The sequence below is a fragment of the Paeniglutamicibacter sp. NPDC091659 genome (assembly GCF_044756805.1).
Taxonomy (GTDB): Bacteria; Actinomycetota; Actinomycetes; order Actinomycetales; family Micrococcaceae; genus Paeniglutamicibacter.
On the sequence record NZ_JBIVTO010000008.1, the window covers coordinates 102,626 to 126,212 of the forward strand.

Annotated in this window: 20 protein-coding genes and 1 riboswitch; of the genes, 13 read left to right on the forward strand and 7 right to left on the reverse strand. The window is 65.6% G+C overall.

Features of this window, described 5'->3' with window-relative positions; genetic code table 11:
* The first annotated feature begins 187 nt into the window (after positions 1-187).
* From ACIQLF_RS15245 to ACIQLF_RS15275, 7 genes are all read left to right on the forward strand, one after another.
* Positions 188-3,175, forward strand: a complete 2,988-nt coding sequence (locus ACIQLF_RS15245; protein ID WP_400300063.1) for a Na+/H+ antiporter subunit A — start codon at positions 188-190, stop codon at positions 3,173-3,175.
* Positions 3,172-3,642: a Na(+)/H(+) antiporter subunit C gene (locus ACIQLF_RS15250; RefSeq protein ID WP_400300065.1), complete on the forward strand. Its 471-nt coding sequence runs from the start codon at positions 3,172-3,174 to the stop codon at positions 3,640-3,642. The genes ACIQLF_RS15245 and ACIQLF_RS15250 overlap by 4 nt, the downstream gene beginning before the upstream one ends.
* Complete coding sequence (locus ACIQLF_RS15255; RefSeq protein WP_400300067.1) at positions 3,639-5,267, forward strand: Na+/H+ antiporter subunit D; 1,629 nt, start codon at positions 3,639-3,641, stop codon at positions 5,265-5,267. The genes ACIQLF_RS15250 and ACIQLF_RS15255 overlap by 4 nt, the downstream gene beginning before the upstream one ends.
* Entirely contained in the window at positions 5,264-5,878 is a 615-nt protein-coding gene (locus ACIQLF_RS15260; RefSeq protein WP_400300070.1) for a Na+/H+ antiporter subunit E, read from the forward strand. The genes ACIQLF_RS15255 and ACIQLF_RS15260 overlap by 4 nt, the downstream gene beginning before the upstream one ends.
* On the forward strand, positions 5,875-6,138 hold the full coding sequence (locus ACIQLF_RS15265; protein ID WP_400300073.1) for a monovalent cation/H+ antiporter complex subunit F: 264 nt from the start codon (positions 5,875-5,877) through the stop codon (positions 6,136-6,138). The genes ACIQLF_RS15260 and ACIQLF_RS15265 overlap by 4 nt, the downstream gene beginning before the upstream one ends.
* The gene (mnhG, locus tag ACIQLF_RS15270) at positions 6,138-6,545 is read left to right on the forward strand and encodes a monovalent cation/H(+) antiporter subunit G (protein ID WP_400300076.1); all 408 of its coding nucleotides are present in this window, start codon (positions 6,138-6,140) and stop codon (positions 6,543-6,545) included. The genes ACIQLF_RS15265 and mnhG overlap by 1 nt, the downstream gene beginning before the upstream one ends.
* Before the next feature lie 308 nt (positions 6,546-6,853).
* On the forward strand, positions 6,854-7,384 hold the full coding sequence (locus ACIQLF_RS15275) for a hypothetical protein (RefSeq protein ID WP_400300079.1): 531 nt from the start codon (positions 6,854-6,856) through the stop codon (positions 7,382-7,384).
* Positions 7,385-7,631: 247 nt separating this feature from the next.
* Here the strand turns inward: ACIQLF_RS15275 and ACIQLF_RS15280 are convergent, their stop codons facing one another.
* Positions 7,632-7,892, reverse strand: coding sequence for a DUF4235 domain-containing protein (locus tag ACIQLF_RS15280; protein ID WP_400300082.1), 261 nt, complete (start codon positions 7,890-7,892; stop codon positions 7,632-7,634).
* Between the two features lie 71 nt (positions 7,893-7,963).
* A riboswitch (TPP riboswitch) is annotated at positions 7,964-8,086 on the forward strand.
* Positions 8,087-8,138: 52 nt separating this feature from the next.
* Here ACIQLF_RS15280 and ACIQLF_RS15285 point away from each other — a divergent pair.
* A complete protein-coding gene (locus ACIQLF_RS15285; protein WP_400300085.1) occupies positions 8,139-8,774 on the forward strand; it encodes an ECF transporter S component in 636 nt (211 codons plus the stop codon).
* A gap of 15 nt (positions 8,775-8,789) precedes the next feature.
* Complete coding sequence (locus ACIQLF_RS15290) at positions 8,790-11,150, forward strand: ATP-binding cassette domain-containing protein (RefSeq protein ID WP_400300088.1); 2,361 nt, start codon at positions 8,790-8,792, stop codon at positions 11,148-11,150.
* Positions 11,151-11,258: 108 nt separating this feature from the next.
* On the opposite strand, the gene ACIQLF_RS15295 is transcribed toward ACIQLF_RS15290, so the two are convergent.
* The gene (locus ACIQLF_RS15295; protein ID WP_400300091.1) at positions 11,259-11,720 is read right to left on the reverse strand and encodes an NUDIX domain-containing protein; all 462 of its coding nucleotides are present in this window, start codon (positions 11,718-11,720) and stop codon (positions 11,259-11,261) included.
* A gap of 8 nt (positions 11,721-11,728) precedes the next feature.
* Positions 11,729-12,604, reverse strand: a complete 876-nt coding sequence (locus ACIQLF_RS15300) for an aminodeoxychorismate lyase (RefSeq protein WP_400300094.1) — start codon at positions 12,602-12,604, stop codon at positions 11,729-11,731.
* Between the two features lie 133 nt (positions 12,605-12,737).
* Between ACIQLF_RS15300 and cls the strand changes: the two genes are divergently transcribed.
* Positions 12,738-14,228 (forward strand): cardiolipin synthase, encoded by a 1,491-nt coding sequence (cls, locus tag ACIQLF_RS15305; RefSeq protein ID WP_400300097.1) that lies wholly within the window; start codon positions 12,738-12,740, stop codon positions 14,226-14,228.
* A 52-nt stretch (positions 14,229-14,280) separates the two neighbouring features.
* On the opposite strand, the gene ACIQLF_RS15310 is transcribed toward cls, so the two are convergent.
* The 4 genes from ACIQLF_RS15310 to ACIQLF_RS15325 all read right to left on the reverse strand — a co-directional run bounded on the left by ACIQLF_RS15310 (position 14,281) and on the right by ACIQLF_RS15325 (position 18,198).
* Positions 14,281-16,329, reverse strand: coding sequence for a chorismate-binding protein (locus ACIQLF_RS15310; RefSeq protein WP_400300100.1), 2,049 nt, complete (start codon positions 16,327-16,329; stop codon positions 14,281-14,283).
* Complete coding sequence (locus tag ACIQLF_RS15315; RefSeq protein WP_400300103.1) at positions 16,319-16,828, reverse strand: low molecular weight protein-tyrosine-phosphatase; 510 nt, start codon at positions 16,826-16,828, stop codon at positions 16,319-16,321. Before ACIQLF_RS15315 ends, ACIQLF_RS15310 begins: the two co-directional genes overlap by 11 nt.
* A 159-nt stretch (positions 16,829-16,987) precedes the next feature.
* Positions 16,988-17,608 carry a LysE family transporter gene (locus tag ACIQLF_RS15320; protein ID WP_400300106.1) on the reverse strand — a complete coding sequence of 207 codons (621 nt, stop codon included), beginning with the start codon at positions 17,606-17,608 and terminating at the stop codon, positions 16,988-16,990.
* Between the two features lie 125 nt (positions 17,609-17,733).
* Positions 17,734-18,198: a MarR family winged helix-turn-helix transcriptional regulator gene (locus tag ACIQLF_RS15325; RefSeq protein ID WP_400300109.1), complete on the reverse strand. Its 465-nt coding sequence runs from the start codon at positions 18,196-18,198 to the stop codon at positions 17,734-17,736.
* 35 nt (positions 18,199-18,233) lie between these two features.
* Here ACIQLF_RS15325 and ACIQLF_RS15330 point away from each other — a divergent pair, with 35 nt between their 5' ends.
* From ACIQLF_RS15330 to ACIQLF_RS15340, 3 genes are all read left to right on the forward strand, one after another.
* Entirely contained in the window at positions 18,234-20,456 is a 2,223-nt protein-coding gene (locus tag ACIQLF_RS15330; protein ID WP_400300112.1) for an MMPL family transporter, read from the forward strand.
* A gap of 257 nt (positions 20,457-20,713) precedes the next feature.
* Positions 20,714-22,534 carry a DEAD/DEAH box helicase gene (locus tag ACIQLF_RS15335; RefSeq protein ID WP_400300115.1) on the forward strand — a complete coding sequence of 607 codons (1,821 nt, stop codon included), beginning with the start codon at positions 20,714-20,716 and terminating at the stop codon, positions 22,532-22,534.
* A 298-nt stretch (positions 22,535-22,832) separates the two neighbouring features.
* On the forward strand, positions 22,833-23,306 hold the full coding sequence (locus ACIQLF_RS15340; protein WP_400300118.1) for a hypothetical protein: 474 nt from the start codon (positions 22,833-22,835) through the stop codon (positions 23,304-23,306).
* The last annotated feature ends 281 nt before the right edge of the window (positions 23,307-23,587 follow it).

Sequence of the window (23,587 nt, forward strand, 5' to 3'; positions counted from 1 at the left end):
GTTCCGTGTCGTGCGCCGGCCGCGTCCGGCCGGGTTAACACGGTCCGGGCCCGCAGAATTCCCGCTCCTGAAAAGGGGCGTTTGGGCGCGGACGGGCAGGGGGGGAATGGCTCGGCTGGTAGGGTTAAAAGCCATACATTGACCACTTGTTGCCAGGATCCTGGCCGCGCCGACCCCAGGAGATACTGTGCTCCTCGTCCTGTTCGCGCTCTTTGCCGTGGCCGGCATCGCCCCGCTGATCTTCCGGAAACTGGGTCGCTCAACGTTCTACGTCCTGGCGGCCGTTCCGGCCATCGCCTTCGTATGGCTTCTGGGCAACTTCCCGTCCTTCACCGACGCACAACAGTCGGCCGCGAGCGGACTTCCCAACGCGCCGCCCTCCGAGCTTTATGAGTGGATCGGACCGCTGAACACGCACCTGGATTTCCGCATGGACGCGCTCGCCGCGATCCTCTGCCTGCTGGTGCTGGGCGTCGGGGCCCTGGTGCTGTTCTACTGCGCCAGGTACTTCAAGAGCGAAGACGCGAACATCGGCACCTTCGGCGCCCAGCTGCTGGCCTTCGCCGGCGCCATGTTCGGCCTGGTGACGGCCGATGACATGATCCTGATGTTCATCTTCTGGGAACTGACAACGATCCTTTCCTACCTGCTGATCGGCTTCAACCGCACCCGCATGAGCGCCCGGCGTTCGGCGCTGACCGCGCTGATCGTCACCACCTTCGGAGGGCTGACGATGTTGGTCGGCCTGGTCATGCTGGGACAGGCCGCGGGAACCTACCGCATCTCCGAGATCATGGCCATGGCCCCGGAGCTCGTCTCGATGGGCACGTTCATCGACGTCGCGATCCTCCTGGTCCTGGTCGGCGCCGTCTCCAAATCGGCCCTGGTGCCCTTCCACTTCTGGCTCCCCGGGGCCATGGCCGCGCCCACACCGGTCTCGGCCTACCTGCACGCCGCCGCGATGGTCAAGGCCGGCGTCTACCTGGTGGCACGCCTGGCGCCGGGCTTCAACCAGACGGCCTTCTGGGAGCCGATGTTGCTGGGCCTGGGCCTGGCGACGCTGCTGATCGGCGGCTGGCGCGCCCTGAAGCAGCACGACCTGAAGCTGGTGCTGGCCTACGGAACCGTCTCCCAGCTTGGCTTCCTGATCCTGATCATGGGTCTGGGCAACGCCAACGCGGCGCTTGCGGGCATGGCCATGATGCTGGCGCACGGCTTCTTCAAGGCGACGCTCTTCCTGGTGGTGGGCATCATCGACCACAAGTCCGGAACCCGCGACCTGCACCAGCTCTCCGGGCTCTACAAGAGCTCCCCGCTGCTCTTTGCCGTCGCGGCCATGGCCGCGGCCTCCATGGCGGGCTTCCCGCCGCTGCTCGGCTTCGTGACCAAGGAATCGGTCTACGAGGCGCTGCTCGAGTACGCGCACGCCAACGGTACTCCCGGCACGCTGCTGCTGGTCGGCGTGGTGCTGGGCGCGGTCATGACCTTCGCCTATTCCGCGCGCTTCCTTTGGGGCGGATTCGCCACCAAGAAGGGCCTGGCTCCCACGCCCTTCCCGAATGTCCCGGCTCTGTTCCTGGCCCCGCTGCTGGTGCTCACCGTGGCAACCGTGGTCTTCGCCTGGGTTCCGGGCGTGCTGGAAGGCATCATCGACCCCTACGTCGGCCTCTTCCCGGCCGCCGAACACCCCATCCACCTGGGCCTCTGGCACGGCTTCACGCCCGCCCTGTGGCTGAGCGTGCTGACCATGCTCGCCGGCGCCGGACTGTTCCTGGCCCGCGAGCGGGTCTTCGCCGTCCAAGCCCGGGTCCCGGCGCTGCTGGATGCGGACCGCGACTACAAGCACCTGGTCAATGGCGTGGACAACCTGGCGATCTGGCTCACCGGCCGCACCCAGCGCGGTTCGCTCTCCTTCTACCTGGTCGTGATCCTGATTGTGGCGCTGGTGGTGCCGACGTTCGTCTCGGTCTGGTTCACCACGCCGGCCCCTGGCAACCTCATCGCCTTCGATTCCCCGGCGCAGCTGGTGATCGGGGTCATCATCATCATCGGCGCCATCGGCGCGCTGCAGGCCGACCGCCGCTTCCTGGCCGTGCTCATGGTCTCGGTCACCGGCTACGGCATGGCCGCGGTCTTCGCCCTGCAGGGGGCCCCGGACCTCGCCGTCACGCAGCTGCTGGTCGAGACCATCGTGCTGGTCGCCTTCGTGCTGGCGCTGCGCGCGCTGCCCGTCGAGATCTGGGCCAAGAACCCCACCGGGCACCGGCTGGGCCGCGCCCTGATCGGCATCGGCTTCGGCGCCTCGATGGTGTACATCGCCGCGACGGCCATGGCCTCGCGCATTGCCGAGCCGATCTCGCTGGCCTACCCGGAGCTTGCCTACACCGGCGGCGCCGGCAAGAACATCGTGAACGTGACGCTCGTGGACATGCGCGCCTGGGACACCTTCGGCGAGATCACGGTGCTGGCCGCGGCCGCCACGGGCGTCGCCTCGCTGATCTTCGTGCGCGGCCGCGGCGACTCGCGCCTGCGGGCCTCGGCCGTAGCCACCGGTTCGGTGGACCTCGGCTCCGAGGCCATCGGAAGCCACGGGCGGAGCAAGGCCGGCCTGGCCGTGGCGCGGAACTTCGCACGTTCCACGCACGACTCGTGGCTGGTCGCCGGCCACACGCTGGCACCGGAACGCCGCTCGATCACCTTCGAGGTCGTCACCCGGCTGCTCTTCCACACCATCCTGCTGGCCTCGCTGTACCTGCTGCTCACCGGGCACAACACCCCGGGCGGCGGTTTTGCCGGCGGCTTGCTGGCCGGCCTGGCGCTGACCATGCGCTACCTGGCCGGCGGGCGCGTGGAACTTGCCGAATCGACCCCGATCAGCCCCGGCACCATGATGGGCGTCGGGCTGGGCCTGGCCTCGCTGACGGCCGTGGCGCCGCTGGCGTTCGGGCTGCAGATGTTCACCTCCGCGGCCTTCGAGTTCACGCTGCCGCTCTTTGGCACGCACAAGTTCGTGACCTCCACGATCTTCGACATCGGGGTGTACCTGGTGGTCATCGGTCTGGTCATCGACGTGCTGCGCTCGCTCGGCTCGGAAATCGACGAGCGCTCCGAGGGCCGCAGCCCCACCGACCTGCACGACCTAGTATCTGACGCCGACACGGGAGTGGGACGATGAGTACCAATGTCACATTGCTTGTAGTGATGGGCGTCCTCTTTGCGGTGGGCATCTACCTGCTGCTCGAACGAAGCCTGACCCGGGTGCTGCTGGGCATCGTGCTGCTGGGCAACGGGGTGAACCTGCTGCTGCTCTCCACGGGCGGGCCGCGCGGGAAAGCCCCGCTCTACGAGAAGGGCACCGACCCGGCCGCGTACTCGGACCCGCTGCCGCAGGCGCTGATCCTCACGGCGATCGTGATCACCTTCGCGGTGACCGCGTTCATGCTCGGCATCATCTACCGTTCCTGGGTCATCTCCCGGGCCGACGTGGTCGCCGACGACGACGAGGACTTGCGCGTCTCCCAGCAGTCGCCCTTCGACTTCGAGGAGGACTCGCCAGTCCCCGAGGACACCACCGAATTCGACGGGGACGAATCAGTCTCCGCATCCAACACGAACACCGACCCTGGGGAGGCCCGCGCATGATCGATGCCCCGCTCACCGCGGTGTCCTTTGCACCGCTCGCCGTCGCGCTGCCGATCTTCGGCGCCGCGCTGGCCTTCATCCTGCGCCGTCACAAGCGTTCGCAGCGACTTGTCACCATCGGGGTCCTGGTCTTCACGCTGGCGCTGGAATCCTGGATGCTCGCCACCGTCTGGAACGGCGGGACCTATTCCGTCACCCTGGGCGGCTGGGCGCCGCCGTTCGGCATCTCCATGGTGGTCGACGGGTTCTCCGCCTTCATGCTGGTGGTCTCCACGATCGTCTCGCTTGCCGTGCTGCTCTACGCCACCAGCCAGGGCATGGCCGACGGCGACGAGGACGGGCCGGTCTCGATCTTCCACCCGGCCTACCTGATCCTGGTGGCCGGAGTGTCCAACGCCTTCCTGGCCGGGGACCTCTTCAACCTCTACGTGGGCTTCGAGATCCTGCTGACGGCCTCCTACGTGCTGCTGACCCTGGGCGGGACCAACGCGCGCATCCGCGCCGGCACCACCTACGTGGTGGTCTCCGTGGCCTCCTCGCTGCTGTTCCTGATCTCGATCGCGATGATCTACGCGGCCGCCGGCACCGTGAACATGGCGGACCTGGCGGTGAAGCTGCCGCAGGTTTCCGAGGGCACCCAGATGGTGCTGCACGTGATGCTGCTGGTCGCCTTCGGCATCAAGGCCGCGGTGTTCCCGCTGTCCTTCTGGCTTCCGGACTCCTACCCGACGGCCCCGGCCCCGGTGACCGCGGTGTTCGCGGGCTTGCTGACCAAGGTCGGCGTGTACGCGATCATCCGCACCGAGACGCTGCTGTTCCCCGGGAACAAGCTCTCGACGCTGCTGATGGTCGCGGCCGGGCTCACGATGCTGGTGGGAATCCTGGGCGCCGTGGCGCAGACGGACATCAAGCGAATGCTCTCCTTCACGCTGACCAGCCACATCGGCTTCCTGATCTTCGGCGTCTCGCTGGGCAACCAGCTGGGCATGGCCGCGACGATCTACTACGTGGCACACCACATCGTGGTCCAGACCTCGCTGTTCCTGGTGGTCGGGCTGATCGAACGCCGCGGAGGCACCTCGAACATCGACCGGCTGGGTTCGCTGGCCAAGATCTCCCCGGTGCTTGCGCTGCTCTTCTTCATCCCGGCCATGAACCTCGGCGGCATCCCGCCGTTCTCCGGCTTCCTGGGCAAGCTGGGACTGGTCCAGGGCGGCGCCGAGGTCGGCACGCCGCTGGCGTGGACGCTGATCGGCGTATCGCTGCTCACCTCGCTGCTGACGCTGCTGGCCGTCGCCCGAGTGTGGAACAGGGCGTTCTGGCGCAAGGCCGAGGACGCCACCGACCCGGACCCGCTGCTGCTGGTCGGCGTGCACGGTGCCCGCGGGGCCACCTACGACATCGTCGCCGACGAACCCGCAAGCCGCTACAGCGACCGCGGCGACACCGCGCTGCTTCCCAACGGCATGGTCGCCATGACCGCTGTGCTGGTCCTGGTGGGCCTGGCGCTGACGGTCTTCGCCGGCCCGATCTTCGAGTTCAGCGACAGGGCCGCGGCCCAGATCATGGACAACGGCAACTACATCGAGGCAGTGCTCGGATCGATGACGGAGGTCCCGCGATGAGTCCGCAACAGAGACTGAGCGACTCCAAGAACGAAAGCGGCAAGCGCCAACGTGCCACGCTGCGCCAGGAACTCCCACTGCTGGTGTGGATGGTCCTGGTGTGGGGTGCGCTGTGGCAGGACTTTGCGCCGGGAAACCTGGTGTTCGGGCTGCTGCTCTCGCTGATCGTCGTCAACCTCTTCCAGCTGCCGCCGGTGATCCTTTCGGGCCGCTTCAACGTGCTGCGGGCCCTCGCCTTCGCGGTGTCGTTCCTGTGGGACGTGGTGCGTGCAAGCTTCGAGGTCATGTTCCTTGCGGTGTTCCGCGGGCCGAAGACCAAGAGCGCGGTGGTCGCGGTGTCGCTGCGCACCGAATCGGACCTCATGGTCACCGCGGTGGGGCATGCACTGACGCTGGTGCCGGGCTCCTTCGTGGTAGAGGTGGACAGACGCTCCTCCACGCTCTACCTGCACGTATTGAACGTCAAGGACCAAGCGAGTGTCGAGAAGGCGCGCGCCGATGTGCTGGCCCTCGAGGCGAAGCTGATCCGCATGATGGGCAGCAAGGACGAGCTTGCAGCATTGAACGCAGAATCAAATGAAACCGCCACGGGCAAGGAAGGGACGCCATGAGTGTAGTTTTGTGGATTTGCGGGACCATACTTTCGGTATCCGCCTTCCTTGCCATCATCCGACTGGTCAGGGGACCATCGATCCTCGAGAGGGTCATCGCCACCGACGTGCTGCTGCTGATCGTTTCGGCGGCGCTGTCCCTCGAAATGACGGTGAACAAGCACACCAACAACCTGGTCTTCGTGGTTCTGGCCTGCCTGGTCGGGTTCATCGGATCGGTCACGGTTTCCCGCTATGTCACGGATCGAAGGAACGCCTGATGGACGACACGATCATCGACATTGTTGCCGGCGTCTTCATGATCCTGGGCTGCCTTATGTCCCTGGCCGCGGGCATCGGCATGCTTCGCTTCCCGGACCTGCTCTCACGCATGCACGCGGCGACCAAGCCCCAGGTCCTGGGCCTGTTCCTGCTGCTTTCCGCGCTGGGTCTGGAGCTGCGCAGCTGGGCCGTGGCCCCGGTGCTGCTGTTGGCCTGGATCGTCCAGCTGCTCACCGCACCTGTCTCGGCGCACATGGTCGGCCGGGCCGGCTACCGCACCCGACACCTCAAGCGTGACACCCTGGTCACCGACGAGCTGGCCACGGTGGTCGAGGCTGCCGGCAAACGCGAAGGCCGGGAGCACGGCGAAAACCCGCCCGCGGACCGCACCGACTTCATCGACTAGGTGCCCGCAGCGGGTCTTGGCAACCGGTCACAATCAAGAACAGTCGGCCGAGAGCGCCATTGGCGGCGAGGCAACGAGGCTCCATGCCAAGACTCGGTTATACCCGTCGATGACGTGGCGTTCAGTGGTTGCAGGGCGCATTCGATGGATCCAGCACAGCGGAAAAGAAGAAAAGCGAGTACAGATCTCTCTTGTAAAGGAGTAGTACCTGGGATTGGCTTTGGTGCATGCCAAGGCCTCGGAACCCAAGGATTCCATGGGCTTGGATGCCAGGTTTTTGCAACGGCCCCCGAACAACGGAGAGACCCATGAACCGCACCACCGTTCGTCGATTTGCACCTGCTGCCCTGCTTACCTCCGCGCTGCTCGCCGTATCGTCGGCAGCTGTCGCAGCACCTCCGCCGCCCCGGCCGGACTTTCCGCCTGGCGTGGTGGTCCCCGCCGGGGCTGCCTGTGATTTTGCGCTGGGGGTTGCCGGGACCGGCGCCAAGGCGCGCATCAAGTCGTTCGCAAACGGCAGCCAGATCATCTCGGGCAAGGGCTACCTGCTGACCTACACGAACGCCGACACCGGGAAATCCGTGTCCTTCGAAACCAACGGAACGTCCGAGCATACGTCGGCCCCCGACGCTGACAACGTCGTGACCATCACGTCGAGGGGAAGCACCGGCCTGATCCTGTTTCCCCCTCCGGACGCGTCAAACGTCCCGGGGGTAGAAGCGCCGTCGGCAATCCAGTACACGGGACGCATCGTCTTCACCTTTGACCTCGATGACGGTCGTACTACATTGCTCAGTGCTTCCGGAACACAACGGGACCTCTGCGCCGAGCTGTCCTAAGCGGAAAAGCAGAGCCGGGATGGCGGGTAGCGCCGGACCCTGCAGCTGATGCTACGGAGGACACCCAAAAATAGGGTGTCCTCCGTAGCGTCACGTGGGGTGTGACTGCCGATCCCGTTTGGTGGACTATACGCATCCCGACGACGGATCGGATCCGGCGGGCCCGATCCGTGGCATCCGCGACGTTGCTCTTCGGCGCAAGACAAAGGACCCGAAGAAAGTTCTTCGGGTCCTGGAAGTCAGTAAGTTACGAGTTCTTGGTGAACTTGGCAATCGCCTTCTGGGTGCCACGGTCGGTGAGCACCTGGATCAGCGCCGCGGTGACTGCCGAAAGCAGGGCAAACCCGATGGCCTGGCGCATTGTGGCTTCCGCTTGGGCTTCCTTGTTTCCGTGCTTCGGCGGCTGCTGGCCCGTAAATCCAACCCACAGCTTGTCGACGATCTTTCCGCCAACGAATCCTGCGGCGATGGTGATGGCCGGGCCAAGTAGTTTCATCAAGCTGTTCACGGGTGCTCCCAATATGTTGCGGCAACGGTACCTGCTCCAGCATAGCCTGCGGTAGCATGACAGGACTGAAACAATCACGACAGGGGAGCGCTGCGCGGTCTAGGCCGATGCAAAAGCGCTGAGAGTGCGGAAAGCCGCAGACCCTCGAACCTGCCCCGGCTAGTACCGGCGAAGGAAGTCGAGTTCTCAGGGGTGCGCCGAAAAACGCATTCCCTCCCCTCCTTGTATCCAAGGAGGATCATCATCATGAGCACCATCGAAGGCCGTAACGGCCAAAGCAACGCAGCACCCAGGACCAGTTCGTGGCGTGTCGTCGACATCGTCATTGCCGCGGTCATCGCGGTGTCCTCGGGCGTCATCTTCTGGGCATGGAACAACACCCACCACGTCCTGGATTTCCTGTTCTTGGCATTCCCGCCATCCTCCGCACTGGTTGCTGGCATGTGGCTGTTCCCCGCGGTCCTGGGCGCGCTGATCATCCGCAAGCCCGGAGCAGCCCTCTTCTGCGAACTTGTCGCCGCCATGGTGAGCGCGCTGCTGGGTTCCGAGTTCGGCTTGACGGTTTTGGCTTCCGGACTCGTCCAGGGTCTGGGCGCCGAAGCCGTCTTCGCCGCGTTCCGCTACCGCCGCTGGAACCTGCCCGTGGCACTGCTCGCCGGCGCCGCAACGGGCCTGTTTGGCGGCATCAACGACGCCTTCATCTTCCGCTGGTTCCCCGAATACACCATGGCCATGCAGCTGACCTACGTTGCCTTCATGACCATCTCCGGCCTGGTCATTGCGGGCCTGCTGTCCTTCTACGCCACCCGTGCCTTGGCCAAGACCGGTGCACTGGGCGCGTTGTCCAGCCGCAAGGCGGCAACCGAACCAACGTTCGGCTAGGAAGGGCCCGAAGCCATGAACACCCCTTCAACGCTTCAACACGGCTCCGGCACCCCGACGCCGGACATGCACGGTGCGGCCGTGTCGGTCACCGCCAAGGACTGGGGGTGGCGTCACGCAGACCGGAGCAACCCGGCACTGTGGGGACTTGACCTGGAGATTCCCGCGGGGCAGCGCGTGCTGTTGGCAGGCGCCTCCGGTGCCGGCAAATCCACGCTCCTCTATGCCCTGGCCGGGGTCCTACACGAAGACGACGAGGCATATTCCTCCGGGGAACTCCTGCTCGATGGCCGACCGGCGTCCGAGGGCCGCGGGTTGGTGGGTCTCATGCAGCAGGATCCTGAAACCCAGGTGGTCCAGGCCCGGGTCGGGGACGACGTGGCCTTCGGCGCCGAGAACCTGTCGGTGCCGCCCGCAGAGATCCAGCGACGGATTGTCGAGGCACTCGACGCGGTTGGCCTGGACGTTCCGCTGGACCATCCGACCAGCGCGCTTTCGGGCGGGCAAAAACAACGGCTGGCCCTCGCCGGAATCCTCGCCATGGGACCTGGCCTGGTGCTGCTCGACGAACCCACGGCGAACCTTGACCCGGAAGGTGTCCTTGAAGTCCGCGATGCTGTCATCAGGGCGTTGGATTCCACCGGGGCAACGCTGCTGATCGTCGAACACCGCCTCGATGCCTGGGCGCCGCACATGGACAGGGTCATCGTGCTGGAACCCGGTGGGGGAGTCGCGCATGACGGGAGCCCGGAGACGCTCTTTGCGCCGGGCCCGGTGCGCGATGAACTCATCGCGGCCGGCGTCTGGGTACCCGGGTGCTCGCCAACGATCGGGGCCATCGAATCGGCCCCGGCGGACGCCACCGTCCTGCTGGAGGCCAAGGACCTGTCGGTCGCCCGGAAAAAGGGCGGATCGATTGCCGCCGGCAACCTGGACCTCCGCATCACCGGCGGCAACGCCTGGTGCATCCGCGGGGCCAACGGCGCCGGCAAGTCGACGTTTGCGCTGACCCTGGGCGGACTCCTGCCCCAGGTCTCGGGCAGCCTGCTGGCCACCATGGACCTCGCCGACGGCACCGAGGCGCGCCCCTACAACTGGCGTGCAACCGAGCTGGTCGGCCGCATCGGTTCGGTCTTCCAAGAGCCGGAACACCAGTTCGTGGCCGCCACGGTCCGCGAGGAACTGGCCTTCGGCCCAAGCCATGCCGTGAAACCCGGAACCCGGGAACCGCTCTTCGACGCGGAGTCCATCGAGCGGAGGGTCGACGAACTCCTGCAGCGGCTTCGGCTCGAGCACCTTGCCGAGGCGAACCCGTTCACCCTTTCGGGCGGCGAAAAGCGGCGGTTGTCGGTGGCCACGGTGCTGGCCTCCAGCCCGGCCATCCTGATCCTCGACGAGCCGACCTTCGGGCAGGACGCCAACACGTGGCGGGAACTTGCCATGCTGTTGCGCGAGGAGCTGGCCCGCGGCACGGCGATCATTGCGGTGACCCACGACGTGGACTTTGCCAGGGCCTTGGGCGCCGAGGAATTCTTCATCAGCGCCGAGCCCCGGAAAGCCGGAGACGTTGAAAAACGCACCGGACTGCTTGAATCCGACGCGCGCGGCGGTGCCAGTTTCCTGGGCAAGGCAAACCCGCTGTCCAAGTTGCTGGCCGTGGGCCTGGCGACCATCCCGCTGGTGGCCAGCATGGACTGGGTCAGCAGCGGGTTGGTTGTCGTGGTGACGGTGTTGCTCCTGCCGCTGGCGGGGCTTTCGCTGGGGAAGTTCTTCACCAGGGCATGGCCGCTGCTGCTGGCCGCGATCTTTGCCGCCTGGGGCACGGCCTTGGTGGGCAACGATTCCGGGGATGTGCTGCTGAATCTGGGGATCTTCACCATCACCGAGGGTTCGGCCGCCGCGGGTGCCGCCACCGGCCTGCGTGCCTTCGCCGTCGCCGTGCCGGCCGTGCTGGTGCTGTTCACCACCGACCCGACCGACCTTGCCAACGCCCTTGCGCAAAAGGCGAAACTGCCGCACCGCTTTGTCCTCGGGGCACTGGCCGGCATGCGTTTGCTGGGTTTACTGATCGAGGAATGGACAACCCTGGGCATGGCCCGGAGGGCCCGGGGCGTGGGAAGCCGCGGATCGCTCGGCCAGCGAGTTCGGGCGAACCTGGGACAGGTCTTCGGGCTTCTGGTCCAGGCGATCCGGCGCGCCTCGCGCCTTGCCGTGACCATGGAAGCCAAGGGATTCGGAACCTCGGCACGGACCTGGGTGCGCGATTCGGTCTTCACCGCGCGGGATCTCTGGATCGTGCTCTTCGGGATCCTGCTCGGCACCGCGGCTATTCTCGGTGCGGTGCTCACGGGCACCTGGAATCTCGTCTGGACGTAAATCGCGCAGGCGATTCCGGCAACGGGGGCCTTGGCCCGGGCATGGTGTCCCGGGCCAAGGCCCCCGTTTGCTGGGTCGTTCGGTTCCCGCCGGCCGCGCAGCGGGAAGCTAGCCGTTGAACCCGAGCGATGCGATCGGTGCGAGGGTTCCCTTGCGCAAACCCTCGAGCACGTAACGCTCATGGGGCGGCATCGGATCCGGCAGGTCGGCCAGGGAAAACCACTGCAGGTCCGCACATTTCTCCGGCTCCAGGATGCCGGGCTCGCCCTCCCACAGGTCGCAGGAGAAGAAGAAGTCGACGCGCTGGTCCAGCTGTCGGTTCCCGCCATTGGTCCGGTGCAGGGTGCTCAGCGGGGTGAGTGCCTCCGGGGCGATGGAAACGCCGATTTCTTCCATGGCCTCGCGCACCGCGGCCTGGACGACCGATTCCCCGGCCTCCACATGACCGGCTGCGGCGCAGGCCCAATGCCCATCCATGAAGCCGGTGTTTTGCCGCAATTGCAGCAGCACCCGGTCGCCGCGAAGCAGCAGCACGTAAGCGGCGGGAACCACCGCGAATCCCCCGCTCATGCCGTCCCCTAGCCGATCGAGTTGACCATGGCGGTGAGCTCCGCGTGAAGCTCGGCGTCCCGGGCGATGGCGACGCCGTCGATGGAATTCACCGGCGTCAGCAGGCGCACGCTGGAGACCAGCCATACGCCTTCGGCATCCATCAGGTTTTCGGGGGTCAGCGGGCCGTAGCCCAGTTCCCAGCCGGCGGCCTTGGCCGCATCGAAGATCGCGCCCTGGGTGGTTCCGGGAAGGATGCCGGTTTCCAGGGTCGGGGTGATCAGGCGCTTGATGTCGCCGTCGCGGTGGGCCAGCAGCACCGTGGAGGTCGGACCCTCCAGGACGATTCCGTCGCTGGAGGTGAAGATGACGTCGTCGGCGCCGTTCTTCTTGGCGTGACGCAGGGCGGCCATGTTCACGGCGTAGGAGAGGGTCTTGGCGCCCATCAGCAGCCAGGGTGAACGCTCGGCGACCGTCGAGTCGTAGCCGCGGTCCAGCAGGATCACGCTGATCCCGCTTTCGCGCTGGGCACGTCCGAGTTCGGGGGCGGCGGAGACCGTGACCCAGCAGGTTCCGTGGCCGGTTCCCTCGGTGCCGCGCGTCGCGATCAGCTTCACCACGGCCTCGTCGCACGGGGTGCTTGCGTCGAACGCTTCAACCGCGGTGGCGACGGCTGCACGCCAGGCTTCCTCTTCGGGGACCGACAGGTCGCAGGTCTCGGCCGACACCCGCAGGCGGGCCAGATGCGCATCGATCTTGCGGACCACCGAGCCGGTGTAGAGCGCTGACTCGAAAACCCCGTCACCGCGGGTGACGCCCTGGTCGAGCACCGAGAGCTGCGGCGTTGTTGCGTCGGCGATGCGGCCGGCGGGGAAGGCAGGGTCAAGGAACACAAGTGCAGTCATGGTTACAGATTACCGCCGGCGAAGCCCCCGGAGCGGGAATCGGCACCGGCGGGGGAGGGAATTCTCGGTCGCCGCAGGCGTTGAAGGTAGTCTGATGGGTACACCGTAAGGCGGTGCTGGCAAGGAGGAATTCATGGATTTTGGCATCGATGGGCTAAACGTCGGTGCAGCCCTGTGGTCGGTTGCCGTCACCGTGGAGATCATGATCCGGATCACCATGATCGGCATCGTTCCGGGCAACCGCCGCCCGACCACGGCCATGGCATGGCTGCTGGCGATCTTCTTCATCCCGGTGGTGGGCTTGGCACTGTACCTGCTTTTCGCAAACACCAGGCTCTCCCGCCGGCGGATCGAGCGGCAAAAGCGGGTCAACGAATCGATCCTTGAAACAACCCAGCACATGATCGGCGACCAGGTCGTGCCCGATGCCCCGGACTGGGTGCTCTCCGCGGTGGCGCTCAACAAGGCGCTCGGGGCGCTTCCGCTGCAGGAGGGGAATGCCGTCGAGTTCATCACCGGTTACGGCGACTCCCTGGACCAGATGCGCCGTGAAATCGACAGGGCCCGGCGCTACGTCCACGTGCAGTTCTACATCATGGGCGACGACGAAATCTATGTCGGCCCGATCCTTGAGGCACTGGAACGTGCTGTGGCCCGCGGGGTCAAGGTGCGCGTGCTCTTCGACCACCTGGGGACGATTCGCGTCAAGGGCTATTTCGCGCTGACCCGCCGGATGACGGGGGCCGGCATCGAATGGCGCCGGATGCTGCCGTTGGCCCCGTTCCAACGCCAGTGGAGGCGCCCCGACCTGCGCAACCACCGCAAGATCGTGGTGGTCGACGGGCATGTGGCCTTCACCGGCAGCCAGAACCTGATCGAGCCCGGGTACAAGAGGGGTTCCTCGCACAGCACCGGCCGCGAATGGGTCGAACTGATGGTCAAGCTCCACGGTCCGCTGGTCTCCAGCCTCGACGTGGTTTTTGCCACCGACTGGTCCCAGGAGAGCGACGAAAACCTGTTGCAGGACATTGCAGACGTGGAGACATCCATCGGCGAGAGCCCGAACGCGGGCGAGGCGATCGGCCAGCTGGTTCCCAGCGGGCCCGGCTTCGAGGCGGAAAACAACCTCCGGCTGTTCAACACGCTGATCTATTCGGCCACCGAACGGCTCTCCATCACCAGCCCCTACTTTGTTCCCGACGACTCGCTGCTGTACGCCATCACCACGGCCGCCCAGCGAGGGGTGGCGGTGGAACTGTTCGTCTGCGAAAAGGGGGACCAGTTCCTGGTACACCGGGCACAGCAGTCCTACTACGAGGTGTTGCTCAAGGCCGGAGTGCGGATCTACCGCTATCGCGCGCCGATGGTGCTCCACTCCAAGTGCTTCGTGGTGGACGACGAGGTCGCGGTGCTGGGCTCGTCCAACATGGACATGCGGTCGTTCTCGCTGAACCTGGAGATCACGCTGATGCTGCTGGGCCCTGACATGGTGGCCGAACTCATGCGCGTGCAGGACAGCTACCGCGCCGAATCGGTGGAGCTGACCCTGCGCGAATGGAAGAGCCGCAAGCCGCTCAGCCGCTGGATCGACAATGTTGCGCGGCTGTCGGCCACCCTGCAATAGCCGCCAGCCGCCAGCCGGACTCCGCACGCCGGAACGGCGTTGCGGTGGCGCTTCAGTCCGCGGTCTCGGGGAACACCGAGCCCAGGGCAGACAACACGCCGAAGGCCTTGGTGCGGACCTCCTCCCATTCCTCCTGCGGCGACGAGTCGGCGGTGATGGCACCGCCCACGCCGAGGCTGAGGTTCCACAGGTCAGTCTCCGGTTCGCGGACCATCACGAGCGTGCGGATGACCACCGACAAGTCGGTGGCCCCGGTGGCCGAAAAGTAGCCGACCGCACCCGAGTAGAGCCCGCGGGCCGCGCCGTCCTCGAGCACGTCGAGGATCTCCATGGTCGAGATCTTCGGTGCACCGGTCATCGAACCGGCGGGGAACGCCGCGGCGATGGCCTCGGCGCGCGAGGCGCCGGGGAGCAACTTGGCGTCGATCGTCGAAACCATCTGGTGCACGGTGGCATAGGTTTCGATGGCACACAACCGGGGGACCGAAAGCGTCGCCGGGTCCGCGAAGTGCGAGAGGTCGTTGCGCAGCAGGTCGACGATCATGATGTTCTCCGCGCGGTCCTTCGGCGAGGACGCCAGCTCCTCCTTCAGGGCCTGGTCGGCCTCCGGCGTGGCGCCGCGCGGACGGGTGCCCTTGATGGGTTCGGCGCGCATCCAGCCGTCCGCGCCGATTGACATGAAGCGCTCGGGGGAGGTGCTGGCCGCGGCCATGTCGCCGAAGCGCAGGTAGTGGGCGAACGGCGCCGGGTTGGCGGCACGCAGCCGCAGGTAGTTCTCCCACGGGTCGCAGGCAACCTTGGCCGAGTGCAGGGACGTGGTGAGGCAGACCTCGTAGCTGTTTCCCTGGCGGATCTGTTCCTGGGCGGCACGGACCTTGGCCAGGTAGCCGTGCCTGTCGTCGCGGACCCCGAACAGCGGGGCCGGCGCCAACGCCGGGGGAATGGGAGCTGTCGCGGGGAGGGCCGCCAACGCGGCCCGGACGCGGTCGGCAAAGGCCCCGTGATCGGAACCCGCCGCGCACAACAGGTGCACGGTGTCGCTTCCGTGGTCCAGGATGACAACCTGCGAGGGGCGGATCAGAGCCGCGTCGGCGATGCTGCCGGGTTCGGACGGATCCGGGTGGAGATCGCTGCCGCCGGTTTCGCGTTTGAGCTCATACCCCAGGTAGCCCAGCCACCCGGGCACGAAGGGCAGTTCCGCCGAGGCAGGGAGGAAGGAACCGGTGTCCCATTGCTGCGCCAGGAATTCGAAGAAGCCGCCGTCGATCCGGGCCGTGGCGGTGCCCTCCAGCAGGGTCCCGGTGCCCCGGCGGTGTTCCAGGACGGCGCTCGCGTCGGTGTCGGCCGCTGCCATGATGCTGAAGCGGTTGCGTTTCCGGGGGTCGGCGAAGGAAAGGTTGCTGGATTCGAGCAGCACGGTGTGCCGCTCGTCGGCGTACAGTGCGGCGAAAAGCGCCGCGGTGTCAGGGGTGCCCGGGAGGCTGAGCTGGACGGGCTGCCTGGCCGCGGCCTCGGCACGTTCGGGTGCCAGCAGGGTGTAGAACTTGGGCAGGGCCTTGAGCGCCCGCAGCGTGTGTCCGGGTGCGCTCCCGTCGGCCCTGTTCTCCAGCACCACCTGGGCGTGCCCGGGGACGGGGTCGGCGCGCAGGTAGGTTTCTTCCTGGTCGGCCCAGCGGTCCCAGTGTGCGGCAAAGGTTTCCCCGTCGCGGCTCAGCGCCCGTGTCTTCCTGGTTTCGTCGGCGACCTCGACCCATACCAGCGCATCGAGCAGGTCCCGTGCCGCGGCGCAGCCTGCCCCGACGCCCTCGATGATGACCACAGGCGCGGGGGAGAGGGTGCTTGGCGCCCCGGGGGTTCCCGCGGCCCAGTCCCAGGTGTTCCAGATGGCATTTTTGCCCCGGCGCAACGGGCCAAGCACGTCGGAGACGTAGGAGTCCATCCCGGCGGCGAGCCCGTCCCACCCCGGGTAGATGTCTTCGAGGTGGAAGACGGTTACCTCGCGGTGGCGTCGTAGTTCGGTGGCCAATTCGGCCGCAAGCGTGCTCTTCCCTGCACCGGAACGACCGTCAATGCCAAGGATGAGCGCCGGGCTAGTTGCCACGTGAAGGCATGGTGTGGGCGCGCACGTAGTCGAGCACTCCCGGAATGGCAGCGTGGATCATTTGCCAGCAAAGGCGGAAATCGGCCGAGTCCCCGAACCACGGGTCGTAGATGCCTTGTTCGCCGTGGGGAGACGTGGCGAATGACGTGTCGAAGGAACGCATCATGCGAAGTGCGGGACGTTGCTCCGGTGCAACCGCCTGCAGCAACCCTTCCAGGGTGGTGTAGTGGTCTTCGTCCATGGCCAGCAGCAGGTCGATCTCCGCGAGCTGGGCCGGCTCTATGGTTGCGGCCCGGTGCGCCTCGGGATTGATCCCGTGGGACTGCAGAATGGATGCTGCCCGCGGATCTATGGAGGCCCCAGTTTCCCCATTGCTGGTGCCGGCGGACGAAACCGTAACATCGGTGATCCCCGCGTCGTCGAGTGCCGTGCGCAGCATGTACTCCGCCATGGGGGAGCGGCAAATGTTGCCTGTGCACACTGTCATTATCCGAAACATGGTTTTAGTCTAGGACGCTGACGCCCCTAGTGACAGGCTCAAACGCGCCGAGTGCAGAAGGTTATCGGATTGTGCCCTGAGGCTCCGGCCCGCAGCGTTCCCGGAAGACCCAAGTAAGAGGTCCTATGGGTTCCCGCAGGAATCCAACGCGGGGTTGACCTAGTGGATAAATGCCAGCAATGCTGCCACGAAAATGAACAGCGTGCCAAACGTCATGTTCAGTATTTTTTGCCCGCGTTCGGTAGCGGTAAAGCGGCTGAAGCTCTTGGCTGCGGCGGCGAAGAAGAACCACATGACCAGGATGTCGACAATCACTATGGTCGTGATGAACACCAGGTACTGCCCAAGCGGCGGCTGGTCCAGCCGGATGAACTGCGGGGTGAAGGCCAGGAAGAAGACGATGGCCTTGGGATTGAGCAGGTTGACCCACAGCCCGCGCCTGAACATCGAGCCCGCCGATTCCTGCCCGCGCATGTCGATCTCGTCGGGGCTCTGGGGCTTGGCCAGGATGAGCCGCACGCCGAGGTAGATGAGGTACGCGGCGCCGGCATAGCGGATGCCGGTGAAGAACATCGGGGAGCGTGAAACCAGCAGGCCCACGCCCGCAGCAACGACGATCACGTGGATCAGCAGTGCAGCCTGCTGCCCGAGGATTCCCCACATGGAGCGCTTGAACCCCGAGTTCAGCGAGTTGGTCATGGTGTTGATGGCCCCGGCGCCCGGGGTGAAGCTGATGAGCGCGGAGGCGCCGAGAAGGGAAAGCCAGAGGGAGAGAGTCACCAGACAAGCTTATGTGAGCTGGAACGGCAGCTTTGAATGCGGGTGCCTGTCGTTGCATGCGGGTGCGGTGGCGAAGCGAATGCCCGCGCACGCACCGCGCAAAGCAGCCCGGGAACCAGCATGACTTAGGAGGCTGCGCCCCGGCGGCTTGCCTGATCGATGCCGGCGATGGCATCGACCAAGAACTTGGAGATCAAGGCGATCTCGCTGTCCTCGTAGGAGGAGATGACCTCCATCATGCCGGCCGCCAGCGGCCCGAACATGGTTCGCCCATCCACCTTGGCCTTCTCCGTCATGCGGATGCGCACCACCCTGCGGTCCTTGTCGACGCGCAGGCGTTCGATGTGGCCGCTGCGCTCGAGTCGATCGAGCAGTGCACTGGTTGCGGGGGCGCTGAGGCTGAGCTCGCGGGCCAGTTCCCCGGGGGTCGGCGGATTGCCGGCCAGCTCAAAGCGCATGATGGCTGCCAGTGCATTCATGTCGGTTCGGTGGGTCTTGTGGCGGGTTCCCGCGGATTCCACATAGCGATCGGATGCCTGGGCAAACTGCTGGAGCAGCAGCACAAGTTCACGAGCCGAGTGGGGATCCATGGCAACAATCATACGTTCAGGCTTGCAGTAGTTCCATGATGGAAATACTATATAGGCGAGAGACTTGGGTTTCGCTGTTGGAAGCCGACCGGCACGACGATGGGAAAATTGTGGAAAAGCGTGTTGCTGGTTCTACGGACCTTGCAGAAAAGACCGTTTCATCGGGCAGGAGGAAACGGCCGGTCAACGGCAAGGTGCGCGCGCTGGTTGCAGCGGTCCTGGTTCTTGCCTGGCTGGGTGTCTCCGGGGTCGGCGGACCCACCTTCGGCAAATTGGGTGACGTGCAGACCACCGATCAGGCTTCCTTTCTTCCTGCGTCGGCCGAGGCGACCCGCGCCCTTGAATGGCAGGCGAAATTCCGCAACTCCGACGCGATTCCCGCGGTCGTTGTCATCGCAGGCGACACGAAACTGGATCAGGTGGCCATCGCCGAGATGACGGCCTCGCTCAAGGACCTGCAGTCGCTCGACGGCGACATCGTCGGGCCCTTCCCTTCGGAGGACGGACTGGCTGCCCAGCTGCTGGTGCCGCTGAGCACCGCGGGTGAAACCAAGGATGCCGTTGACACGCTGCGTCAGGAGCTTTCGGAGCGCGTCCCCGCTGGCACGCGGGCCTATGTGACGGGACCGGCAGGCTTCAACGCCGACCTCGTGGAGGCATTCGGCGGAATCGACGGCGTGCTGCTTGGCGTTGCGCTCGTGGCCGTGCTGCTGATCTTGCTGCTGGTCTACCGTTCGTTCCTGCTGCCGTTAATTGTCCTGTTCACTTCCGTTGCGGCGCTGTGCGCGGCCATCGTCGCCGTGTACTACATGGCCAGGGAGGGATGGATCCGGCTGGACGGGCAAAGCCAGGGAATCCTCTCCATCCTGGTCATTGGAGCCGCGACCGACTACTCACTGCTGTATGTGGCGCGGCACCGCGAGGCATTGGCCCACGGGGCCGACCGCTGGGAGGCCACAACCACCGCATGGAAGCGTTCGGTCGAACCGATCCTTGCCTCCGGCGGCACCGTGACGGTCGGCCTGCTCTGCCTGCTCTTCTCAGACCTGAACTCGAACAAGGCGCTGGGCCCGATCGGCGCCAGCGGCATCGTCTTCTCCGTCATTGCGGCGCTGACATTCCTTCCGGCGGCGCTGGGTCTGCTCGGGCGTTCGGCCTACTGGCCGTTCATGCCTAAACCGGCCCGTCCGCTGGGGCCGGAAGAACTCCCGGACGGACTGTGGGGCAACGTCGCGAAGTTCGTTGGCCGCCGCCCCCGCCCCATCTGGATCATCACGGCCATTGTCCTGGTCGTTGGCGCGCTGGGCGCGACCCAGTTCAAGGCGTCGGGCGTCCCGCAGAGCGAGCTTGTCCTGGGGCAGACCGATTCCCGCGACGGACAGGTTGTCCTGGGGGAGCATTTCCCGGGCGGCACCGGAAGCCCCGCATTCGCCGTCATCGACAGCGCGAAGGCCGAAGACGCGCTCGCCGGGATCGAGGGCCTGGACGGCGTGGCCTCGGCCTACCTCCAGGCTCCGGACGGCGGTCCGGCCGTGGCCGCAGCCGGACGTGAAGCGCAGGTCGTTGAGGGTCGGTCGCTGATCTCGATCACGCTGGATGACGCCGCCGACTCCGATGCCGCCAAGGCAACGCTCGTCGGGCTGCGAAACACCGTCCACGCCATGGATCCGGATTCCCTGGTCGGCGGCACCACCGCAACGCTCAGCGACACCGCCACGACTGCCGAGGCTGACCTGGCCAAGATCATCCCGTTGATCCTGGTTGCCATTCTGGTCATCCTGATGTTCTTGCTGCGCTCGATCGTCGCCCCGCTGTTGCTTGTAGCCACCACGGTGCTGTCCTACGGAACCGCGATGGGCGTATCGGCATGGGTGTTCAATGGAATCTTCAAATTCCCCGGCGCCGATCCGTCGGTTCCGCTCTTCGGATTCGTCTTTCTCGTGGCGTTGGGGGTCGATTACAACATCTTCCTGATGACGCGCGTTCGCGAAGAATCGTTGGTGCACGGCACCCGTGCGGGCGTCCTGCGCGGACTGTCGGTGACCGGCGGCGTCATCACCTCTGCCGGCGTGGTGCTTGCCGCAACCTTTGCCGCACTGGGCATCATTCCGATTATGTTCCTGGTTCAGCTCGGATTCATTGTGGCCTTCGGCGTCCTGCTGGACACCCTCGTGGTGCGCTCGCTCCTGGTGCCGGCCCTCGTGCACGACATCGGCAGGCGCGTGTGGTGGCCCAGCAAGTTGGGCCGGGGAAGGTAACGGATCTCTCGTATGGTTCCGCGCAGGGTACTGCTAAGATTGAAACTTGTGGATCAGTAAGTCCCGAAGATCAGCTTTGGGGTCCGAAGATCCATGCGTCGACAGATTAGATTTCCCGATCCGCCGCTAGTTCCACATCCTTCATGTGATGGAACGCGGTGAGCATCATGAGCGCTTTGCGCCATTCTAGGCTCTCTCTTTCTTCGGCGACCACGCGCGTCGAAACCGTCGTGCGAAGCTTTGAGAGAAAGTACCACGTGAGTCCTTCATTCACTTCCCTTGGCGTGCCCGCAATCCTTGCAGAGGTCCTCGCGGCCCAAGGAATCGAATCGGCATTCCCCATCCAGGAAGCAACCCTGCCCACCACCCTCAAGGGTGGCGACGTGCTGGGTCGCGGTCAGACCGGTTCCGGCAAAACCCTGGCATTCTCCCTTCCGGTGGTTGCCCGCCTTGCGGCCAACCCGAAGCCACGCAAGGCACGCTTCCCGCGTGCCCTGATCATGGCTCCGACCCGCGAACTGGCAACCCAGATCGCCAGGGTTGTTGAGCCGTTGGCCGAGGCCTTCGACCTGCGCACCGCGGTTGTTTTCGGCGGCGTTTCCCAGCTGCGCCAGGAGAAGGACCTCAACGCCGGCGTTGACATCCTCATTGCCTGCCCGGGCCGCCTCGAAGACTTGCTCAAGCAGCGCGTTGCAGACCTTTCCCGCGTTGAGGTTTCCGTCTTGGACGAGGCCGACCACATGGCCGACCTCGGCTTCCTGCCGGTCGTCAAGCGCATCCTTGACCAGGCCCCGCGCGGCATCCAGCACATGCTCTTCTCCGCCACCCTGGACAACGGCGTGGACAAGCTGGTCCAGCGCTACCTCGAGAACCCGACCGTCCACTCGGTCGATGCCCCGCAGGCGGCCGTGAACACCATGGAACACCACGTGTTCCTGGTGTCCAACGATGACAAGAAGGAACTGATCCGCACCCTGGCCTCGGGCTCCGGTCGCCGCATCATGTTCATGCGCACCAAGCACCACGCCAAGAAGATGGCAGTCTGGCTGACCAAGTGCGGCATCCCGACCGTCGACCTGCACGGCAACCTGAGCCAGAACGCCCGTGACCGCAACCTCGCGGCCTTCGCAGCCGGCGACGCCCGCGTACTGGTAGCCACCGACGTCGCAGCCCGCGGCGTCCACGTCGACGGTGTCGAGCTGGTTGTCCACATCGACCCGCCGGCAGAGCACAAGGCCTACCTGCACCGCTCGGGCCGTACCGCCCGTGCAGGTTCGGATGGAACCGTTGTCACGATCGCGACCCCGGACCAGCAGAGTGACGTCAAGTCGCTGCTGAAGGCCGCAGGCCTGAAGGTGCCGATGGTCAAGGTCACCCCGAACGCCCAGGTTGTTTCCGACGTTGTCGGCGAACGCGCCGAGCCCGTTGCCTACGCTGCCCCGCAGCTGCGCACCCAGGCAGTGGTCCGCAAGGACACCCTAACCGACTCGGACGCCGCGGGTGGCCGTGGCCGCCGTCGCGGTGGACGCGGCACCGCAAAGGCTGCCGTTCCGGCCAAGAGCAACGGTGGCGAAGGCCAGCGCAACCGCGATGAGAATCGTGGCGAGCGTCGAACCGAGAACCGTGGCAGCGCGGCTTCCTCGACCCGCAACAGCGGTGGCGAGCGTCGCAGTGAAAACCGCGGCGAGGGCCGTGGCTATGCAGCTCCGGGCGCCCGCAGCGGCGAACGCCGTGGCAACGGCGCGGCCGCAGGTCGCGGCGGCGAGCGTCGCAACGACGTCCGCACCGACAACCGTGCAGATCGCCGTGCAGACTTGCGCCAGGATTCACGTGGCGACGACCGCGACGTAGCCCGCCGCAGCGCCGGCGCCGGTGCAGGTCGCGGTTCCGCCTCGGCTCGCAACAACTCCGGCCAGCGCCAGGGTGCCACTTCGGGTTCCCGCCCGCGCGGTGGAAACACCATCGGCGAAGCCCTGGGTGCTTCCAAGGTTGAAGCAGCCAACGGCGCCAGCCGCGGGGGACGCACGCGCGGTCCGCGCCGCGCTTCCTCGCCGGCCTCGAACAACCGCAGCTACTAAGCCCGGTCGACCGCCCCTCAGGCGGCCGAAGGCTTGACGCTCCCTGGTGGGCCCTGCTTTGCAAGATTTCTTGCAAAGCAGGGCCCACCAGTCGTTTAAGGATGCTCCATGGTTTTGAAAGTCTCATCCGTTCGGATGAATCGCGCCCGCTGAAGGCAGGGACAAATCATCCTTAGGAGCGGCCAGCCGGTGTGCGGATACAAATAATCTGGAGGAAGTAAACAACTACGGGTGGTTGCAATCGCACCCGGTTCGATCCGGCAGCCAAACACCTACTTGATAGCAACGGAGAAGTGCCGTGATTGAAACCCTGCAGGAATTCGCATCCTCGTTCCCGCCCGCATTGCAATGGATCGCCGTGATCCTGGCCGCGGCGATCCCCTTCGTTGAATCCTATTTCGGGTCCGCGCTCGGAGTCGTAATCGGTCTGAACCCGGTGGCTGCCATTCTGGCGGCTGTCCTCGGCAACGTCGCCTCGATGCTCCTGTTGGTCAATGGTGCGCATTTTGTTCGCAGCAAGGTGGCCAAGGAAAAGGAAGCTCCGACCGAGAAGCGCAAGAAGCTGCGCATGGCCTTCGACAAGTACGGGGTAGCTGGCGTCAGCCTCTTGGGGCAGACCATCTTGCCGAGCCAGATCACCTCTGCCGCGCTGGTTTCCTTCGGCGCTGCCAAGGAGAAGGTCATCTTCTGGCAGATAATTTCGATCATTCTGTGGGGCGCGGTCTTCGGTACGCTCGCTTTCCTGGGCGTGGACCTGATGCTGGGTCGCTGACGCTTCCGTCTTCAGGTGGGCTGGCCGAAAGGGCGCAGACAAGGCGGGCGGTTTGCGTACCCGGGTGACTTCATCCGCGAGTGCCTCCTATGTGCCAACTTGCCGGAGGGGCATCCATTTACGGGGAGTCCGCAACTTGGCTTGGCAGCAGATCGGGGTACTTGCCACCCAATCTCTCACAGCGAACACGTCTCCCAGCAACTTCAAAGAATGCCGGATTTCCGCGGTTTTACGTCACGGAATCCGGTTGTTTTTTGCCCTAAAACCCAAACTTGAGCCAG